Source organism: Conyzicola lurida (assembly GCF_014204935.1).
GTDB classification, from domain to species: Bacteria; Actinomycetota; Actinomycetes; order Actinomycetales; family Microbacteriaceae; genus Conyzicola; species Conyzicola lurida.
The window spans coordinates 3,302,781-3,320,763 of sequence record NZ_JACHMJ010000001.1 but is presented as its reverse complement, the minus strand read 5'-3'; the positions used below and the strand labels follow the sequence as shown (position 1 = coordinate 3,320,763).

The window sequence follows — 17,983 nt, the reverse complement described above, 5'->3', positions numbered from 1 at the left end:
CGACAGGCTCAACCACCGAGCCTCCGTAGGCTGGGACGCATGACCCGTGACGCGGAACATGCCCTGTCCTTCGGAAACGCCGTCGGCGACTACGAGAAGGGCCGCCCGAGTTACCCGCGCGAAGCGGTCGACTGGATCGTCGCCCAGACCGACGAACCGCACGACGCGGTCGACGTCGGGGCCGGCACCGGCAAGTTCACCGCCTCGCTCGTCGCCCGCGGTCTCGCGGTCAGCGCCGTCGAACCCGACCCGGCGATGCTCGCCCGGCTCGCGAGCAACCACCCCTCGGTCGTCTCGCTGGCCGGCAGTGCCGAACAACTCCCGCTCGACGACACGAGCGCGGACCTCGTCACCTTCGCCCAGTCGTGGCACTGGGTGGACGTTCCGGCCGCGTCCGCCGAGGTGGCGCGGGTGCTGCGTCCGGGCGGCGCGCTCGCTCTCGTCTGGAACATCCGCGACCCCGAGGTCGACTGGGTGCGGCAGCTCGGCGAGGTGATGGGGGAGTCGAAAGCGGAGCAGTACAACAGCCACGAACCGTCGGTCGCGGAGCCGCTCGCGCTCGCCGAGTTCGCGGAGTTCCGCTGGGAGAACCCGCTCAGCCGCGAGGAACTGTTCGCGATGGTGGCGTCACGCAGCTATGTGATCACGATGGAGGTGGCCGACCGGGAGGCGCTGCTCGCGAGACTCGGGGAACTGCTCGACACCCACCCCGAGACCGCGGGGCTCACCGAGTACCGCATGCCGTACCTGACGCGGGTGACGATCGCCCGCGCCGCCCGAGCGGATTGAGCCTGTCGAAATCCTGACGTTCAGCCCACGGGCGTGGTCGCCGCGGCCACCAGCCGCGTCAGCGCGTCCCGCATCTCCTCGAGTTCGGCGACCGAGAGTCCCAGCCGGTCGACGATGGTCCCGGGCACCCGTTCGGCCTGCGACCGGAGCGCGCGTCCCTCGGCCGTGAGTTCGATGTCGAGGGCGCGGTCGTCTTTCGCGCTGCGCGTGCGCGTGAGCAGGCCTGCCGCCTCGAGGCGCTTGAGCAGCGGCGACAGGGTCGCGGGTTCGAGCAGCAGCGCGTCGCCGAGGTCGCGCACGGTGCGCGGGCTGCTCTCCCAGAGGGCGAGCATCACGAGGTACTGCGGATGTGTCAACCCGATCGCTTCGAGCACCGGACGGTACACGGCGATGACGCTGCGATTGGCCGTGGCCAGGGCGAAACAGACCTGGCGGTCGAGGGCGAGAGGGTCGGCTGTCGTCATCTAGTGAGTATACTCATTGTTAGTGCACTAACTATTTACGAGGAGAGCGCGATGAAGGTCAGACTGCCGTGGTGGGACCGCCTTAACGGCGCGCTGATCCCGTACATCGGTCCGCCGCCGCTCGGCCCGTACAACGAGGACCCGCTGCCGCCGGCCGCCGAGAAGGCGTGCCCGCTGTGCGGTCAGGCGATGGCGCTGCACACGTTCGACCGCAGCACCGATCACACGTCGACGCGGATGTACTGCCCGAGCGCGGATTGAGCCTGTCGAAATCCGGGGACGCGTAGGGGTTTCGACAGGCTCAACCCGCGAGAGCGGGTCAGCCGAGCAGCAGGCGCTGCAGCTCCTCGGGGGTCGACACCGTGGCGATCGCCCCGGCCTGCTCGGCGACCGAGCCGTAACCCCACTCGACGAAGATCGTCGGCACGTTGTTCGCGGCCGCGCCGTGCACGTCGTGCTCACGGTCGCCGACGAGGACGGGCCGTGAGACATCCGCGCCCATGGCTGCCAGCCTGATCAGGGCCTCGGCAACGACATCCTTCTTGGCACTGCGTACTTCGTCGTCGGAGGCGCCGGTGATGATGTCGAAGTACCGCGCGAGATTGAAGTGCTCGAGGATCAGCGTCGCCGGTGTCTCGGGCTTCGAGGTCGCGAGCGACATCGGGATCGGGCTCTCGTGCACCGCCTTGAGCACGAGTCCGACGCCGGGGTACTGAGTGGCGTCGTACGCGCCCACGTTGAGGTACTTCTCGCGGTAGATCTCGAGCGCGACGGCCGACTGCGCCGCATCGAACCCCGCGTAGTCGCGGAACGAGTCGAGCAGCGGCGGGCCGACGTACGTGAGCAGCTCGCTCGGGGTGGGGATCGGCAGCCCCAGCCGCTCGAACATGTAGGCGAGGGTCGAGGTGATTCCGGGCGCCGAGTCGACGATCGTTCCGTCAAGGTCGAACAGGATGCAGCTGTATGGGGTGCTCATGTTGCGCCCAGTTTAGGTGGGCCGGGTGTCAGTTCTGTTTCGCGTCGTACCGCTCGCGGCTCTCGGCGAACTCGGCCTGGTGCGCGTACGCCCAGGTGGCGAGGGCGCTGATCGGTTCTTGCAGGCTCTCTCCGAGCGGCGACAGCGCGTACTCGACCCGCGGCGGGATCTCGGGGTAGCTCGTGCGCGTGACGAGTCCGTCGCGCTCGAGCCGCTGCAGGGTGACGGTGAGCATGCGCTGTGAGATGCCCGGGATGTCGCGGGCCAGGGTTCCGTACCGTTGGGGGCCGCGCTCCAGCAGGCTGACCACGAACATGCTCCACTTGTCACCGATTCGGTCGAGGATGTCGCGGACGTGCGCCGCGCCACGTTCGTCGCTGCGGCACACGGCGGTGAGGTCGGCTGTCTGCGGCGCGATTGCCATTACTTACTCCGGGGTGCGTGACGGGCATGGAAGTACGTGACTCCGTGCGGTTATAAATACTTCTCGTGCGTTACGCACGCAAAGTAACTATAACGGAGCCCCTGAGGCCTCGGAAGGAATCACCATGGAAATCGCCCTCTGGATCGTCGCCGCGATCGTCGCCCTCTTGTACCTCGCCGCGGGCTGGCAGAAGGTCTTCGCGACCGAGAAGTACAGCGCCATGGCCGCGTGGACGACCAAGACCAGCCCGAACGTCGTGCGGGTCGTCGGTGTGCTCGAACTGCTCGGGGCCATCGGCCTCATCCTGCCGCAGGCGACCGGCATCGGCGCCCCGCTGCTGACGATCCTCGCCGCGGGCGGCCTCGTGCTCGTGCAGCTCGTCGCGATCGGAATCCACCTCGGCGAGAAGGTCTACAAGAGCCTTCCGATGAACGTGCTGCTCGTCATCCTGCCGCTGTTCGTCTTCCTCGGCCGGCTGCTCTGGGTCTAGCCGGCGAGGTCGGGCGCCTCGAGAGCGGGCGCTTCTAGAACAGACGCTCTTAGAACAGGCGCGAGTGGCTGTCGTCCATGCCGCGCATCGCGTCGTAGTCGAGCAGCACGCAGCGGATGCCGCGGTCTTGGGCGAGCATGCGCGCCTGCGGCTTGATCTCCTGGGCCGCGAAGACGCCGACGACCGGCGCGAGGTGCGGGTCGCGGTTCATCAGTTCGAGGTAGCGGGTCAGCTGTTCGACGCCGTCGATGTCGCCGCGGCGCTTGATCTCCACGGCGACACTGGCCCCCGCGGCATCCTTCGCCAGTATGTCGACGGGACCGATGGCCGTCATGTGTTCGCGGCGCACGAGGTGGAAGCCCTCGCCGAGCAGTTCGATCTGTTCGGCGAGCAGCTTCTGCAGGTCGCTCTCGACGCCGTCCTTCTGCAGGCCCGGGTCGATGCCGAGGTCGTGCGTGGTGTCGAGCAGGATCTCGTGGATCGAGATGACCAGCTGGTCGGCGGTCTTCGCCTGCACGACCTTCCAGATCTCGGTGATCCCGGCGTCGAGGTGGTCCTGGTCGGGTTCGACGGTGGAGAGCGCGCACGGCGGGCTCATCCAGTTGAGCGGCTTGTAGCTGAGCGAGTCGGAGTGCACGAGCACGCTGCCGTCCGCTTTGACGAGCAGGAGGCGGGTCGCGATCGGCAGATGCGCCGACAGTCGCCCTGCGTAATCGACGGAGCATTTGGCTATAACGAGGCGCACCCGACGAGCTTACTGGGGCAGCGCCGACCGGATCCCACGCAGGTCGTCGAGGTCGAGCTCCGCCCACGGGCCGGCCGGGTTGATCACGATGCCGCCGAGCGACGACTCGAGCACGAGGTCGATCAGAGCGGCGACCGGCAGCGCCCGGAACGAGTCCTTCGGGTCGAACGCGGCGCCCTCGACCGCGGAGGTGAACGTGAGCACGACCGCGGTGCCGTCGGCCGAGGGGGAGGTGCGCACGGCCTGGGTCTCGTCGTCGACCGACAGGTAGAGGTCGCCGCCGAGGGCGAGGGCGTCGACGACTCCGGTGTGGACTGCCGCGGCATCCTCACGCCCCAGGGCCTGTCGGACCTCGTCGTTGCGGCCGCCGGCCAGCACCAGCTCCATGTCGCTGAGGGTGAGGCCGCACGTAGCGCCGAGGTTGTCGAGGTAGAGCCACTGGTAGCCCTGGGCGATCGCGAATTCGAGCGTCGCGACGGCGGGCTGGGCGAGGGTGCGCACGTCGTCGGGAGCGTCGGGGTGTGCCCGGATGACCTCGGCCTGGTTCGTGTACGCGAACAGGGCGCGGCCGCCATCGGGGCCCGTGCCCTGGGCGAACCCGAGGGTGCTGCCGACGCCGATCGCCGAGCCGTCGTCGGACATCCGCAGATCGGACCCGGTCATGTCGAGCAGCAGGTCGCCCTGCAGGGTCATGCGCATCACGTCGGTGAAGGTGGTCTGGTCGGGCGACGCGGCGAAGGCGACCAGCTTGGCGCGCAGGGGGATGTTGTCCACGAGGTCCATGGCGCGACCCTAGCGGAGGGCGGTGGCAGTTTCGGGCCCACTCTCGCAACTCAGGCAGTTTTCGCCGGCCGGCCCGTGGCATCCCGGGACTTCGGGGTTTCTCGCGGCGCGGGGCGGATCCTGCCTGAGTTACGAAATGGCAGAGGGCCGGATGACGCGGCTCAGGCCTCGGGAGCCGCGACTTTCTTCGGCTCGCGGGTTGCGCCCTTCGGCTCGCGGGCCGCGCCGCTCGCGAGCCCGGCGGCGACGACGAGCACGAGCACGACGAGCAGCGCGCGGAGGATGCCGAAGTGCTCGCCCAGCACGCCGATGATCGGCGGGCCGACGAGGAAGGCGACGTAGCCGATCGTCGCGACGGCGCTGACGCGCGCGGCGGCGGTCTTCGGATCGTCGGCAGCGGCGGACATGCCGACCGGGAAGCCGAGCGCCGAACCGAGTCCCCAGAGCACGATGCCGACGATCGCGACCTCGGCGCTGGGCACGAAGATGACGATGAGCAGGCCGACCATGGCGAGCGCCGCCGAGCCGCGCAGGACCGGCACCCGCCCGAACCGGTCGAGCAGGAACACGCCGCACAGCCGTCCGACGGTCATCGCAGTCACGAAGATGCCGAACATCAGGGCGCCGCCCGCGCGGCTGAGGCCGTGACCGTCGACCATCGCGAGGGTGAGCCAGTCGTTCGCCGACCCCTCGGCGAACGCCATGCCGAGCACGATCACGCCGATGAGCAGCGTGCGCGGGTCGCGCCAGATGCTGAGGCGTCCGCGCCAGCTCTTCGAGTGGTCGTCGTCGGCGACGGGCTCCTCGCCCTCGGCGACTCCGTGCTCGCTCTGCAGGAACCGCAGCGACAGCTGCCCCGCGCCGAAGATGACGACCGCGACGATCCCCATGTGCACGGCGATCGGCACGGCCCAGGCCTCGGCGAGGGCGCCCGCGCCTGCCCCGATGATCGTGCCGAAGCTGAAGAACGCGTGGTAGATCGGCATGATCGTGCGGCCGAGGGCACGCTCGTTGGCGGCGCCGGAGACGTTCATCGCCACGTCGTTGACGCTGAAGAACGCGCCGAAGACGGCGAGGCCGACAAAGATCGCGGCGAATCCGGTGCCGAGGCTGGCCGAGATGCCCGCGAAGGCGAGGCCGACCGGGGCGACCGTGAACGCCCAGCGCATCGTGGTGCGGGCGCCGAGGCGCGCGATCACGTGGCTCGAGACGAGCAGCCCCAGGATCGACCCGAGCGAGAGCCCGAAGATCAGCGCGCCCATGTCGAGCGTGGAGGCGCCGAGCGAGTCGCGCACGGCCGGGAGTCGGGCGACCCAGCTCGCGAGGCCGAGGCCGCACAGCGAGAAGATGACGAACATCGCGTTGCGCCAGGCGACGACCTGCCTGCGGTCGAGCCCGCCCGGGTAGGAGGTGGGGTGGGCCGGCGCTGGCGACTGTGACATTGGTGATCCCATGGATGGTGATTGGCTATCGAATCGATTCGAGTCGAATCGATTCGACTAAGCTACCAAGCCATGGGAGACACGGCAAGCACGAGACGGGATGACGCGGCCGCCGTCGCAGCGCGCAGCGACGTTCCCCGCCCGAACCTCGCCGCGGTCGCCGCCCTCGCCGGCGTCTCGCCCTCGACCGCGTCACTCGCCTTCAGCGGCGCCGGCCCGGTCTCGGCCGCGACGAAGGCCAAGGTGCTCGCCGCCGCCGAGCAGCTCGACTACGCCGGACCCGACCCGCGGGCGCAGTCGCTGCGGCGTGGACGCTCCGGCATCGTGGGTGTCGTCATCGAGGACCGCCTCGCCGACGCCTTCCGCGACCCGATGAACATCGCGATGCTCGACGGCATCGCCGACGTCACGGGCACGGCCGGCCTCGCTCTTCTGCTGCTCACCGACACCGGGGGAGCGGCCGACATCGCGGTCGCCCCGATGGACGCGGTCGTGCTCATCGGCTGCAGCACCCGCCTCGACCAGTCGGTCGTCACGCTGCGCCAGCGCGGGATGCCGATCGTCGCGATCGAGGCCGAGCACATGCCCGGGGTTGTTCCGATCGATCTGGACAACTTCGAGGCCACCGCGCTCGGTGCACGGCACCTGCGCGATCTCGGTCACGAGAGAGTCGCGCTCGTAACCCTTCCCCTGGGTCCGTCGCACGACCGCGGCCCGCTCACTCCCGAGTGGGAGGCGCAGAGTTCCGCGTTCACCGCGACCGAGCGCATCCGCGGTGCCCGCGCCGTGTTCCCCGACGCGGGCGGCGTCGTCGCGGCCGGGAGTTTCGTCGAAGAGGGGGAGATCGCGGGGCGCGCCCTGCTGTCGACGCCCGACCGTCCGACCGCGGTCATCGCGCAGAGCGACCTGCTCGCGGTCGGCGTGATCCGCGCCGCCAAGGCGCTCGGCCTCCGGGTGCCCGAGGACCTCAGCGTGCTCGGCTTCGACGGGGTGCGCGTCGACGGCCTCGTGCTCACCACCCTCCTGCAGCCCGCGGTCGACAAGGGCCGTGCCGCGGGACGCGCGATCCTGGCGAGCCTCGCCGGGGAGCCCGCGCTGCCGGCGAGCCTGACGAGCGAGCTACGCCTCGGCGCGACGACGGGCCCCGCGCCCGTCCGCTGAGCGCTACCGGTCGCGCTGCGTATTTTCGCTAGCGCGCGCGAAATTTCGGGCGCGGCGGCGAGAATACGCCGCGCAACCTCGGGCGCCGTAGCGCCGCGCACCCCCGACTACGCGCCGACGACCATCCAGCGGTCGGTGCGCGCGCGCAAGCCGAGAGTCAGGGCGCGGGACCCCATGTAGCCGAGGCCGAACGCCGCCCAGAGCAGCGCCACGGCGGCGCCCCCGGTCGCGCCGCTCGCCACGACCGCCCCCAGCAGCGGCAAATACACGACCAGGTTCAGGATGCCGGCGACTGCGAGATACCGCGCATCCCCCGCACCGATGAGCACACCGTCGAGCACGAACGCATACCCGGCGAGCGGCACACCCACGGCCATCACGAGCAACGCGAGTACGAGCGGGCCGACGACCGCGTCATCCGTCGTGAAGATCAGCGGGAGCACCGGCGAGAGGGCCGCGATCAGCAGGCCGAGCCCCGCCCCGCCCACCACGCCGAACTGCAGCAGCCGACGCGTGATCGCCCGCACGCGCGGCACGTCCGACGCGCCGAGCCCGTGCCCGATCATGGCCTGGCCCGCGATGGCGAGCGCGTCCAGCACGAACGCGAGCGTCGAGAACAGGGTGAGCGCGATCTGGGTCGCGGCGAGTTCGGCCGTGCCGAAGCCGGTCGCGACGAACACCGTCGCGAGCAGCGCCACCCGCAGCGAGGCGGTGCGCAACAGCAGCCAGCCGCCCGACCGCAGGGCGCTCGCGATCCCGGAGACGTGCGGGGTCAGCGTCGCCCCCGAGGAGCGCGCCGCCCGCACGATGATCACCAGGTACGCGGCCGCCATGCCCCAGCTCGCGACGACCGTGCCGATCGCCGAGCCCGCGATTCCCCAGCCGGCGCCGTAGATCAGCACCGCGTTGAGCACGGCGTTCGCGCCGAAGCCCGCCCCCGCGACGACGAGCGGGGTACGCGTGTTCTGCAGCCCGCGCAGCAGCCCGCTCGCGGCGAGCGTGAGCAGCAGCGCCGGGACCCCCCAGAGCGAGATCGAGAGGTAGACCGTCGCGGCCTCGGTCACGTCCGGGGTCGCGCCGAAGAGGGAGACGAGCCAGCCCGACGACGGCACCCCGACGAGCACGAGCAGCGCACCGACCGCGAGCGCGAGCCAGACGCCGTCGATCCCCGCGCGCACGGCGCCCGCGGTGTCGCCGAACCCGAGCCGACGAGCGACCATCGGCGTCGTCGCGTAGGCGAGGAACACCAGTAGCCCCACGACGGTCTGCAGCACGACGCTCGCGATGCCGAGTCCGGCGAGCGGCGTCGCGCCGAGGTGCCCGACGAGCGCGGTGTCGGTGAGCAGGAAGAGCGGCTCGGCCACGAGGGCACCGAGGGCAGGCAGGGCGAGGCGGCGGATGTCGCGGTCGAGGTCTTTCATCGTGACCAGTCTGCCCGGTGGGCGGGTTGAGCCTCTCGAAACCGTCGGTGGTCGGCCGCTGAGGGGTTTCGACGAGCTCAACCGGCTTCGACGAGCTCAACCCGCTTCGACAAGCTCGGCGACTGCTACTCAACCACCGCCAAGCCCAGAGTCCTAGGCTGGACACCATGACCGCCGAAACGCAGCTCCCCGCCGGAATCCTCACCGAAGAACTCGACCCGGCGGTGCGTCCGCAGGACGACCTGTTCCGCCACGTCAACGGTAAGTGGATCGCCCGCACCGAGATCCCGAGCGACAAGGCGCGCTACGGCTCGTTCTACGTGCTGGCCGAAGAGGCCGAGAAGGCCGTGCGCGACATCATCGTCGAGGCGCAGTCGGCAGAGCCCGGCACCGAGGAGCGCAAGTTCGGCGACCTCTACGCCAGCTTCCTCGACGAGGCCCGCATCCAGGAGCTCGGCGCCACCCCGCTGCAGCCGCTGCTCGCCGAGGTCGACGCCGTCGGCTCGATCCCCGACCTGCTCGCGACCCTCGGCCGCCTCGAGCGCCGCGGCTCGAGCGGCTTCGTGCACGTCTTCGTCGACAACGACCCGGGCAACCCCGAGCGCTACCTCGTCTTCCTCGAGCAGGGCGGCATCGGCCTGCCCGACGAGTCGTACTACCGCGAAGAGAAGTTCGCCGACATCCGTACCGCCTATGTCGCCTTCATCGAGCGCATGCTGACGCTCGCCGGCCGCGAGAACGCTGCCGAGGCCGCGGCCCGCATCTTCGCCCTCGAGACCGACATCGCCGGCCACCACTGGGACAAGGTGAAGAACCGCGACAGCGAGGCCACCTACAACCCGATGGCCTGGACCGAGGCCCGTGCCCTCGCGAGCGTCGAGGACGTGATGGAGGGTGCGGACTTCGACGTCTGGAAGTCCGCGCTCGATGTGCCCGCGGCATCCTTCGACGAAGTCGTCGTCCGCCAGCCGAGCTTCTTCGCCGGCCTCGCCGACCTGCTGACCGGGGACCGCCTCGACTCGTGGACGGACTGGCTGGCCTGGCAGGTCGTGCGCTCGAACGCCGCCTACCTGAGCGACGAGTTCGTCGCCGCCAACTTCGACTTCTACGGCAAGACCCTCACCGGTACGCCCGAGCTGCGGGCCCGCTGGAAGCGCGGCGTCTCGTTGGTCGAGGGCGCCCTCGGCGAGGCGGTCGGCCGCATCTACGTCGAACGCCACTTCCCCGAGGAGGCGAAGGCGAGCATGGACGTGCTCGTCGACCACCTCGTCGAGGCCTACCGCCAGAGCATCACCGCCCTGACCTGGATGGGCGCGGAGACCCGCGAGCGCGCGCTCGACAAGCTGGACAAGTTCACGCCCAAGATCGGATACCCGGTGAAGTGGCGCGACTACTCGACGCTCGCGATCGCGGCCGACGACCTGCTCGGCAACGTGCGGGCCACGAACGAGTTCGAGTTCCAGCGCGAACTGGGCAAGATCGGCCAGCCGCTCGACCGCGACGAGTGGTTCATGACCCCGCAGACGATCAACGCGTACTACAACCCTGGATTCAACGAGATCGTGTTCCCGGCCGCCATCCTGCAGTTCCCCTTCTTCGACGAGAAGCGCGACGCGGCGGCGAACTACGGTGCCATCGGTGCCGTCATCGGGCACGAGATCGGACACGGTTTCGACGACCAGGGCTCGAAGTACGACGGCGACGGCAAGCTCACCGACTGGTGGACCGCCGACGACAAGGCCGCGTTCGACAAGCTCACCGCGTCGCTCATCGCGCAGTACGACGCGCTCGCCCCCGCCCAGACCCCCGACCACCACGTCAACGGTGCCCTCACGATCGGCGAGAACATCGGCGACCTCGGCGGGTTGAGCATCGCCTGGAAGGCCTACCTGCTCTCGCTGAAGGGCGAAGAACCCCCGGTCATCGACGGTTTGACCGGCGCCGAGCGCTTCTTCCTGTCGTGGGCGCAGGCCTGGCAGATCAAGGCGCGCGACGAGGAGGTTATCCGATTGATCGCGATCGATCCACACTCTCCGAACGAATTCCGCTGCAACCAGATCGTGCGTAATATTGACGACTTCTACGAAACTTTCGGAGTCACGCCCACCGACGCGCTCTGGCTTGACCCGACCGAAAGAGTCACCATTTGGTGATCCTTGTATCGAGCGCACGGTAGAGGCCTGCAGTGGCAGATGTAGCCAAGGTACGAGAACGCTCTGATCGAGTGCGCGCGGCATCGCCGGGGCGCCACGTCGCCGCCGCGCGGGAGCCGAGGTTCACCGCCTCGTTCCGCGCGCTCGGCCGCCTCGCCTACGAGGGCGCGCAGGTGTCGGCGCACGTGCTCGATCTCTCCACCGGCACGCCGCTCGTCTCGATCGACGACCGCATCGTGCTGCCCACCGCCGACATCGGCAAGGTGCTGCTGCTCATCGAGGTGTCGGCGCGGCTGACCGCGCGCGAGAACATCGGCCTCGGCATCATCGACAAGCCGCCCGTCAACACCGTGGGCGAGAGCGGGGTCTGGCAGCACATGCAGGCGCCGGCGCTCCCGGTCGCCGACCTCGCCACCCTGGTCGGCGCGACGAGCGACAACCTCGCGACGAATCTGCTGCTCAGCCGCGTCGGCCTCGACGCCGTGCGGGCCCGCACCGAGTCGCTCGGCCTCAGCCGCACGGCACTGCTCGACTTCGCCCGCAATACGCGGGGGCCGGATGACGCGCCACAACTCTCCGTCGGATCGACAGCCGAGCTCGCCAGACTCTTCGGCATGCTCGCCCGGGAGGAGGTCGTCGACGCCGTCACGAGCCAGCGCGTCATGGGTTGGATCTCCCTCAACAGCGACCTGTCGATGGTCGCGAGCGCGTTCGGTCTCGACCCGCTGTCGCACCGCAGCGCCGACCACGGCACGCTGCTGATCAACAAGACGGGCGCCGACACCGGCGTGCGGTCCGAAGCGGGCGCGCTGCGGGGGCGTCGCACGGCGGTGTCGTACGCGGTCTCGGTGCAGTTCGACGACGACTCGCTCGCGCGCCGGCTCAGCGTGGTGGACGCGATGCGCACCGTGGGCCAGGAGTTGCTCGAGTACGTGCACTAGCCCCGTGTTACCGTGGTGCCGACCGGTCACACACGTTACTCAATGGGGAGAAACATGGCACACACGTCTGCACGCGCGAACACATCGGGCCGCCCGCCGGTCGCCGTAGACCCAGAGATCCTCGAGGCCGAGGATCGGAGGTGGACTCCGCTGAAGGTCGTCATCTGGGTGGCGGTCGCCCTGCTCGGAGGTCTGAGCTGGGTGATGCTCGCCGTCATCCGCGGCGAGACCGTCAACGCGATCTGGTTCGTCTTCGCCGCGGTCTGCACCTACTTCATCGGGTACCGCTTCTACTCGAAGTACATCGAGAAGCACCTCGTGAAGCCCGACGACCGCCGCGCGACCCCGGCCGAGTACAAGGCCGACGGCAAGGACTTCGCGGTCACCGACCGCCGGGTGCTCTACGGCCACCACTTCGCCGCGATAGCGGGTGCCGGACCCCTCGTCGGCCCGGTGCTTGCCGCGCAGATGGGCTACCTGCCCGGCACGATCTGGATCATCGTGGGCGTCGTTCTCGCCGGCGCCGTGCAGGACTATCTCGTGATGTTCTTCTCGATGCGCCGCGGCGGCCGCTCGCTCGGCCAGATGGCGAGGGACGAACTCGGTCGCGTCGGCGGCACGGCGGCGATCGTGGCGACGTTGACCATCATGGTGATCATCGTCGCGATCCTCGCGCTCGTCGTCGTGAACGCGCTCGCCGAGAGCCCGTGGGGCGTGTTCTCCGTCGCGATGACCATACCGATCGCACTGTTCATGGGTTGCTATCTGCGCTTCCTCCGCCCCGGCAAGGTGACCGAGGTGTCGATCATCGGCTTCGTGCTGCTGCTCGCCGCGATTATCGGCGGCGGCGCGGTCGCCGAAACCGACTGGGGCGTGGCGCTCTTCACCATCGACAAGGTGCCGCTCGCCATCGGCATCATCGTCTATGGCTTCGTCGCCGCCGTTTTGCCGGTCTGGCTGCTGCTCGCGCCGCGCGACTACCTCTCGACGTTTATGAAGATCGGCACGATCCTTATGCTCGCGCTCGCCATCATCATCGTGCGGCCCGAGATCACTGCGCCGGCGGTGAGCGAGTTCGCGACGACGGGCACCGGTCCGGTAGTGAGCGGCACGCTCTTCCCGTTCCTGTTCGTGACCATTGCTTGCGGTGCCCTCTCGGGATTCCACGCGCTGATCGCTTCCGGCACGACCCCCAAGCTCGTGGAGAAGGAGCGGCAGACCCGCTTCATCGGCTACGGCGGCATGTTGATGGAGTCGTTCGTGGCGATCATGGCGCTCGTCGCAGCGTTGTCGATCGACCGGGGGATCTACTTCGCCATGAACGCCTCGGCGGCGGCCACGGGCGGCACCATCGAGGGCGCTGTCGCATTCGTGAACGGCCTCGGCCTCTCGGGGGTGAACCTCACGCCCGAGATGCTGGAACAGACGGCGAATGACGTGGGCGAGGAGTCGATAGTCTCCCGCACCGGAGGCGCCCCCACCCTCGCGGTCGGCCTCGCGCACATCATGCAGCAGCTGATCGGCGGTAGCGGGCTGATGTCGTTCTGGTACCACTTCGCGATTATGTTCGAGGCGCTGTTCATCCTGACCGCGGTCGACGCGGGCACGCGGGTCGCGCGCTTTATGCTGCAGGACTCGATCGGCAACGTCCTTCCGAAGTTCAAGAACACGTCGTGGCGGGTCGGCGCCTGGATCGCCACCGCCATCATGGTGGCGGCCTGGGGAGCGATCCTGCTGATGGGAGTCACCGACCCGCTCGGCGGCATCAACACGCTGTTCCCGCTGTTCGGCATCGCGAACCAGCTGCTGGCGGCGATCGCGCTCGCTGTGTGCCTCGCGATCATCGCGAAGCGCGGCTACTTCCGGTTCCTCTGGATCGTCGCGCTGCCGCTCGGGTTCGCCGCCGTGGTGACGATCTCCGCCTCGTTCCTGAAGATATTCTCGTCGGTGCCCGCGGTCGGCTACTTCGCGCAGAACGCGGCGTTCCGGCAGGCGCTCGCCGAGGGCGAGACGAGCTTCGGCACGGCGCCGACGGTGGAGGCGATGAACGCCGTGGTGCGCAACACCATGGTGCAGGGCGTGTTGTCGATCCTGTTCGTGAGCCTCGCGATCATCGTGATCGTCACGGCGGTCATCGCGACCGTGCGGGCGGCGCGGCGGGGAGCGTCCGAAAGCAGCGAGGATGCCGCGGTCGAATCGCAGATCTTCGCGCCGGCCGGTCTCGTCGCGACCCCGGCCGAGCGCGAGATCCAGAAGCAGTGGGACGCGCTACCCGCCGCGCCGAAACGGAGCGCACACTGATGCGCGCCGCCGAGGTCGTGCGCGGGATCCGCTGGTACGTGCGCGGTGTTATGGGAGAGGACGCCTACGAGAAGTACCTCGCCCACGCCGCGACCGTGCACGGCGAGGGTGCGACGGTGATGACCGAGCGCGAGTTCTGGCGCGACCGCACCGATCGCCAGGATACGGCTCCCGAGGGCCGCTGCTGCTGACCGCGCCGTGCCGAGGGCGCGGGTAGCGCGCGCATCCGTCAGCCCGGCCGATCCGGGGCTCAGCCGGCGAGCGACTCGTCCGCGCGGCCGTCGACGGGCAGCGCCACCGCGGCGGCCGCGGGACCGATGCCGTAGAGCGCGTCGAGCGCCGCCACGAACTCGTCCGCGCGGCCCTCGCGTGCCAGTTCGCGCGCCCGCACCGACGGCGCGTGCAGCAGGACTCCGGCGAGGTGGCGCAGTGCGGCGACGGTGTCGGTGCTGTCGGCGGATCCGGCCTTGCGCTCGGCCCGCTCGATCTCCGCGTCGAGCACGTCGAAGATGTGGCTGCGCAGCGCGACGATCGCGGGCTCGATGACGGCGGCTGTGGTGAACGACGCCGCGGCGTTGCCGACCAGCGCGCGGGCGTCGGTCGCGGCCGTGAGGGCCTCGATCGGCGCGTGCTTGCTGATCAGCTCGAGGTCGAGCATCTCGACGCCCGGCATGCCGGCGACTGCAGGGTCCACGTTGCGGGGCAGCCCGAGGTCGATGATCAGGCGGCGGTTGTCGTCGGGCACGTCGGCCGGCGCGATCGCCATGGTCGAGGTGCAGGTGACGACGATGTCGGAGGCGCCGATCGCCGCGGGCAGCGACGTCTCGAACGCGGTGTCGTACTTGGCGGCGAACCGCTGGGCGCGGCCGGAGGGGGAGTAGACGCGCACGTCGACGGCACCCCGGTCGCGCAGCGCGGCGAGCGTGGTCGCGGCGTACTGGCCGGTGCCGACGAGCAGCACGCGCGTCTGCGACCAGTCGGTGACCCGGCTCGACGCCATCTCGAGGGCGAGACGCACGAGCGACCGGCCGGCGCCGCCGAGGGCGGTGCGGTTCTTCACGTCGCGCGACGTGTGGGTGGCGGTCTGGAACAGGCGGTCGAGGTTCGACGAGGTCGTTCCCGACTGGCGGGCGGCGTCGAGGGCGCGGCCGACCTGGCCGGAGATCTCGTCCTCGCCGACGACGACGGATTCGAGTCCGGACGTGACGGAGAAGAGATGGCCGGCCACGGCATCCCCGGTAATGACGGTGACCGAGCGACGCAGCTCTTCGGGCTGCACGCCGCTGGCGATGCTCATGGCGTCGATGGTGGACTGCACGGCGACCGCGGTCGCGCCCGTGAGGGGCTCGTCGATGTCGAGGTACGCCTCGAAGCGGTTGCAGGTGGCGAGCACCACGGCGCCGGAGACGAAGGCGCTGCCCGCGACCAGAGTGGAGGCCGCCGCAGGTGCACCGATGGACAGCTTCTCGAGAAGGTCGAAGCTGGCATTCTGGTGGTTAGCGGTCAGACACAGGAGCACAACCTAATGTTAACTCCGTGACTCTGCCAGATAACCATCCGCTCGTCGACGGCCGGACCTCCGACGCCCCCCTCATCCGCGCCTACCGCGGCGAACGTCAGGCGACGCCGCCCGTGTGGTTCATGCGCCAGGCGGGCCGTTCGCTCCCGGAATACCGCGAACTCCGGGTCGGAAACGCCATGCTCGACGCCTGCCTGACCCCCGAATTGTCGAGCGAGATCACGCTGCAGCCCGTGCGACGCCACAAGGTCGACGCCGCGATCTTCTTCAGTGACATCGTGATTCCCATCAAACTCGCAGGTGTCGAGGTCGAAATCGTCCCCGGGCGCGGCCCGGTTCTCGCCAATCCGATCAGAAGCGTGTCGGATGTCGCGGCATTGCGACCCATCGAACCCGAAGCACTCGCCCCGATCATCGAGGGTGTCCAGCGCACCGTCGCCGAGCTCGGCACGACACCGCTCATCGGTTTCGCCGGCGCCCCGTTCACGCTCGCGTCGTACCTGATCGAGGGCGGCCCGTCGAAGGACCAACTGCGCACGCGCACCATGATGTACACCGAGCCGCACGCCTGGGCGGAGCTGCTCAACTGGTGCGCCGACGTCAGCGGCGCATTCCTCAAGGCGCAGGTCTTCGCCGGCGCGTCCGCCGTGCAGCTGTTCGACTCCTGGGTCGGGTCGCTCAGCGCGCAGCAGTACGTGCGCCGCGTCGCCCCGCACTCCAAGCGGGCGCTCTCACACCTTCGCGGCCTCGAGGTGCCGAAGGTGCACTTCGGCGTCGGCAGCGGCGAGGTCCTCGCGCACATGCACGACGTCGGCGCCGACGTCATGGGCGTCGACTGGCGCATCCCGCTCGACGAGGCCAACCGCCGCCTCGGCGGGACCGTGCCGCTGCAGGGCAACCTCGACCCCGCACTCCTCGGCGCCCCCGCGCACATCCTCGCCGCACACGTGAACGACGTGATCGACCGCGGCCGCGAGGCACCCGCCCACGTGCTCAACCTCGGCCACGGCGTGCCGCCCGAGACCAACCCCGACGTGCTGACCCGGATCGTCGAGCAGGTCCACGCCGGATGACCGACGTCGTCGTCGTCGGCGGCGGGCTCGCCGGCCTGGTCACCGCGCGGAGGCTGCTGAAGAGCGGCCTCCGGGTGACCGTGGTCGAGGCGTCCGACCGTCTCGGCGGCAACATCTCCCGGCACGTCGTCGGCGGGATCACCCTCGACGCCGGAGCCGAGAGCTTCGCGACCCGCGGCGGCACCGTGCAGGCGCTGCTGGGCGAGATCGGGCTCGGCGGCGAGATCGTCTCGCCGAACCCCGCGGGTGCCTGGCTGCAGCCGACGAGCGGACCGGCCGTGCCGCTGCCCGCGACGAGCCTGCTCGGCATACCCGGGGTTCCCGCGGCCGCCGACGTGATCACGGTCATCGGTACCCGCGCCGCCCTGCGCGCCTACCTCGGCGATACCCTCCTGCCGACCAGGGTCGGTGCGAAGTCCGAGACGCTGGGCCAGCTGGTGCGCGCCCGCATGGGCGACGCCATGGTCGACAAGCTCGTGGCACCCGTCGTGCAGGGCGTGCACTCGGCGTCGCCCGACGACCTCGCACTCGACCGCGTGGCGCCGCAGTTGCGCGCCGCCCTCCACCGCGAACGCACCCTGGCCGGGGCGGTGCGCACCATCCGCGCCGCCGCCCCCGCGGGCTCGGCCGTCCTCGGTATCCGCGGCGGACTCGTGCGCATCGTCGACGAGCTCGTGGCCGACGTCACGCACCTCGGTGCCGAGATCCGTCTGAACAGCCGCGCGACCGCCGTCGCCCCGGGCGAGGTCAGGGTCGGTGGCGACACCCTCCGCGGAGCCGTCGTCGTCGCGACATCCGGCCTTCTCGTCGGCGACCGCCAGCCACCCCGCACCGTGACGCTCGCCACTCTCGTGCTCGACTCGCCGGCGCTCGACGCGGCCCCGCGCGGCACCGGCGTGCTCGTCGCCGAGGGTGCCGCCGGAATCCGGGCCAAGGCCCTCACGCACGCCACCGCCAAGTGGGAGTGGCTGGCCGAGCGGGCCGGCGGCAAGCACGTTGTGCGGTTGTCGTACGCCTCCGACCACCAGGGCCTCGCCGAGATCGCGAGGGAGGATGCCGCGGCTCTGCTCGGCGTGCCGCTCGAGCCGTCCGCGGTGCTCGACTTCGCCCGCGTGCAGTGGTCACGCGCCGCCGTCAGCGAGGTCGTCCCCGAGGGCATCGTCGTCGTCGGCGAGGCTATCGCCGGAACGGGACTGGCAAATATCATTGGGCACTCAGAGGCACAAGCGAAAGCTCTGCTCAGCAATCACGCCGGGTAACCCGGTTACGCTGAAAGAATCATTCACGAAACGAAAGCGGAG

General features: G+C 69.9%; 18 protein-coding genes. 10 read left to right on the top strand and 8 right to left on the bottom strand.

Annotated features, from left to right (window positions below; translation table 11 throughout):
- Positions 1-39: 39 nt before the first annotated feature.
- Positions 40-789: a class I SAM-dependent methyltransferase gene (locus tag HD599_RS16150; protein WP_184239465.1), complete on the top strand. Its 750-nt coding sequence runs from the start codon at positions 40-42 to the stop codon at positions 787-789.
- Between the two features lie 20 nt (positions 790-809).
- On the opposite strand, the gene HD599_RS16145 is transcribed toward HD599_RS16150, so the two are convergent.
- Positions 810-1,253 carry a MarR family winged helix-turn-helix transcriptional regulator gene (locus HD599_RS16145; RefSeq protein ID WP_184239463.1) on the bottom strand — a complete coding sequence of 148 codons (444 nt, stop codon included), beginning with the start codon at positions 1,251-1,253 and terminating at the stop codon, positions 810-812.
- Between the two features lie 51 nt (positions 1,254-1,304).
- Here HD599_RS16145 and HD599_RS16140 point away from each other — a divergent pair, with 51 nt between their 5' ends.
- Positions 1,305-1,514: a hypothetical protein gene (locus tag HD599_RS16140; protein ID WP_184239461.1), complete on the top strand. Its 210-nt coding sequence runs from the start codon at positions 1,305-1,307 to the stop codon at positions 1,512-1,514.
- Positions 1,515-1,572: 58 nt separating this feature from the next.
- Here the strand turns inward: HD599_RS16140 and HD599_RS16135 are convergent, their stop codons facing one another.
- Positions 1,573-2,229 carry an HAD hydrolase-like protein gene (locus HD599_RS16135; protein ID WP_184239459.1) on the bottom strand — a complete coding sequence of 219 codons (657 nt, stop codon included), beginning with the start codon at positions 2,227-2,229 and terminating at the stop codon, positions 1,573-1,575.
- Between the two features lie 28 nt (positions 2,230-2,257).
- The gene (locus HD599_RS16130) at positions 2,258-2,653 is read right to left on the bottom strand and encodes a winged helix-turn-helix transcriptional regulator (RefSeq protein WP_184239456.1); all 396 of its coding nucleotides are present in this window, start codon (positions 2,651-2,653) and stop codon (positions 2,258-2,260) included.
- Between the two features lie 124 nt (positions 2,654-2,777).
- Between HD599_RS16130 and HD599_RS16125 the strand changes: the two genes are divergently transcribed.
- Positions 2,778-3,143 (top strand): DoxX family protein, encoded by a 366-nt coding sequence (locus tag HD599_RS16125; RefSeq protein WP_184239454.1) that lies wholly within the window; start codon positions 2,778-2,780, stop codon positions 3,141-3,143.
- Positions 3,144-3,192: 49 nt separating this feature from the next.
- On the opposite strand, the gene nucS is transcribed toward HD599_RS16125, so the two are convergent.
- The 3 genes from nucS to HD599_RS16110 all read right to left on the bottom strand — a co-directional run bounded on the left by nucS (position 3,193) and on the right by HD599_RS16110 (position 6,113).
- On the bottom strand, positions 3,193-3,888 hold the full coding sequence (nucS, locus tag HD599_RS16120) for an endonuclease NucS (protein ID WP_184239452.1): 696 nt from the start codon (positions 3,886-3,888) through the stop codon (positions 3,193-3,195).
- Positions 3,889-3,897: 9 nt separating this feature from the next.
- Positions 3,898-4,671 carry an SseB family protein gene (locus HD599_RS16115; RefSeq protein WP_184239449.1) on the bottom strand — a complete coding sequence of 258 codons (774 nt, stop codon included), beginning with the start codon at positions 4,669-4,671 and terminating at the stop codon, positions 3,898-3,900.
- 161 nt (positions 4,672-4,832) lie between these two features.
- Entirely contained in the window at positions 4,833-6,113 is a 1,281-nt protein-coding gene (locus HD599_RS16110) for an MFS transporter (RefSeq protein ID WP_184239447.1), read from the bottom strand.
- 72 nt (positions 6,114-6,185) lie between these two features.
- Between HD599_RS16110 and HD599_RS16105 the strand changes: the two genes are divergently transcribed.
- Positions 6,186-7,274 (top strand): LacI family DNA-binding transcriptional regulator, encoded by a 1,089-nt coding sequence (locus tag HD599_RS16105; RefSeq protein ID WP_184239445.1) that lies wholly within the window; start codon positions 6,186-6,188, stop codon positions 7,272-7,274.
- 107 nt (positions 7,275-7,381) lie between these two features.
- Here HD599_RS16105 and HD599_RS16100 read toward each other — a convergent pair whose 3' ends face one another.
- Positions 7,382-8,695, bottom strand: coding sequence for an MATE family efflux transporter (locus HD599_RS16100; RefSeq protein WP_184239443.1), 1,314 nt, complete (start codon positions 8,693-8,695; stop codon positions 7,382-7,384).
- Between the two features lie 167 nt (positions 8,696-8,862).
- On the opposite strand from HD599_RS16100, the gene HD599_RS16095 reads away from it, so the two are divergent.
- The 4 genes from HD599_RS16095 (at position 8,863) to HD599_RS16080 (ending at position 14,281) form a co-directional block, all read left to right on the top strand.
- On the top strand, positions 8,863-10,848 hold the full coding sequence (locus tag HD599_RS16095; protein WP_184239441.1) for a M13 family metallopeptidase: 1,986 nt from the start codon (positions 8,863-8,865) through the stop codon (positions 10,846-10,848).
- Between the two features lie 71 nt (positions 10,849-10,919).
- Positions 10,920-11,789 (top strand): serine hydrolase, encoded by an 870-nt coding sequence (locus HD599_RS16090; RefSeq protein ID WP_343062117.1) that lies wholly within the window; start codon positions 10,920-10,922, stop codon positions 11,787-11,789.
- A gap of 54 nt (positions 11,790-11,843) precedes the next feature.
- Positions 11,844-14,090: a carbon starvation CstA family protein gene (locus tag HD599_RS16085; protein ID WP_184239436.1), complete on the top strand. Its 2,247-nt coding sequence runs from the start codon at positions 11,844-11,846 to the stop codon at positions 14,088-14,090.
- Complete coding sequence (locus HD599_RS16080) at positions 14,090-14,281, top strand: YbdD/YjiX family protein (RefSeq protein WP_184239434.1); 192 nt, start codon at positions 14,090-14,092, stop codon at positions 14,279-14,281. The genes HD599_RS16085 and HD599_RS16080 overlap by 1 nt, the downstream gene beginning before the upstream one ends.
- Positions 14,282-14,340: 59 nt before the next feature.
- Here the strand turns inward: HD599_RS16080 and HD599_RS16075 are convergent, their stop codons facing one another.
- Positions 14,341-15,609: a glutamyl-tRNA reductase gene (locus HD599_RS16075; RefSeq protein ID WP_184239431.1), complete on the bottom strand. Its 1,269-nt coding sequence runs from the start codon at positions 15,607-15,609 to the stop codon at positions 14,341-14,343.
- A gap of 17 nt (positions 15,610-15,626) precedes the next feature.
- On the opposite strand from HD599_RS16075, the gene hemE reads away from it, so the two are divergent.
- Together hemE and HD599_RS16065 are read left to right on the top strand one after the other, a co-directional pair.
- Positions 15,627-16,682, top strand: a complete 1,056-nt coding sequence (gene hemE, locus HD599_RS16070) for a uroporphyrinogen decarboxylase (RefSeq protein WP_184239429.1) — start codon at positions 15,627-15,629, stop codon at positions 16,680-16,682.
- Entirely contained in the window at positions 16,679-17,941 is a 1,263-nt protein-coding gene (locus tag HD599_RS16065; RefSeq protein ID WP_184239427.1) for a protoporphyrinogen/coproporphyrinogen oxidase, read from the top strand. Before hemE ends, HD599_RS16065 begins: the two co-directional genes overlap by 4 nt.
- Positions 17,942-17,983: the final 42 nt, after the last annotated feature.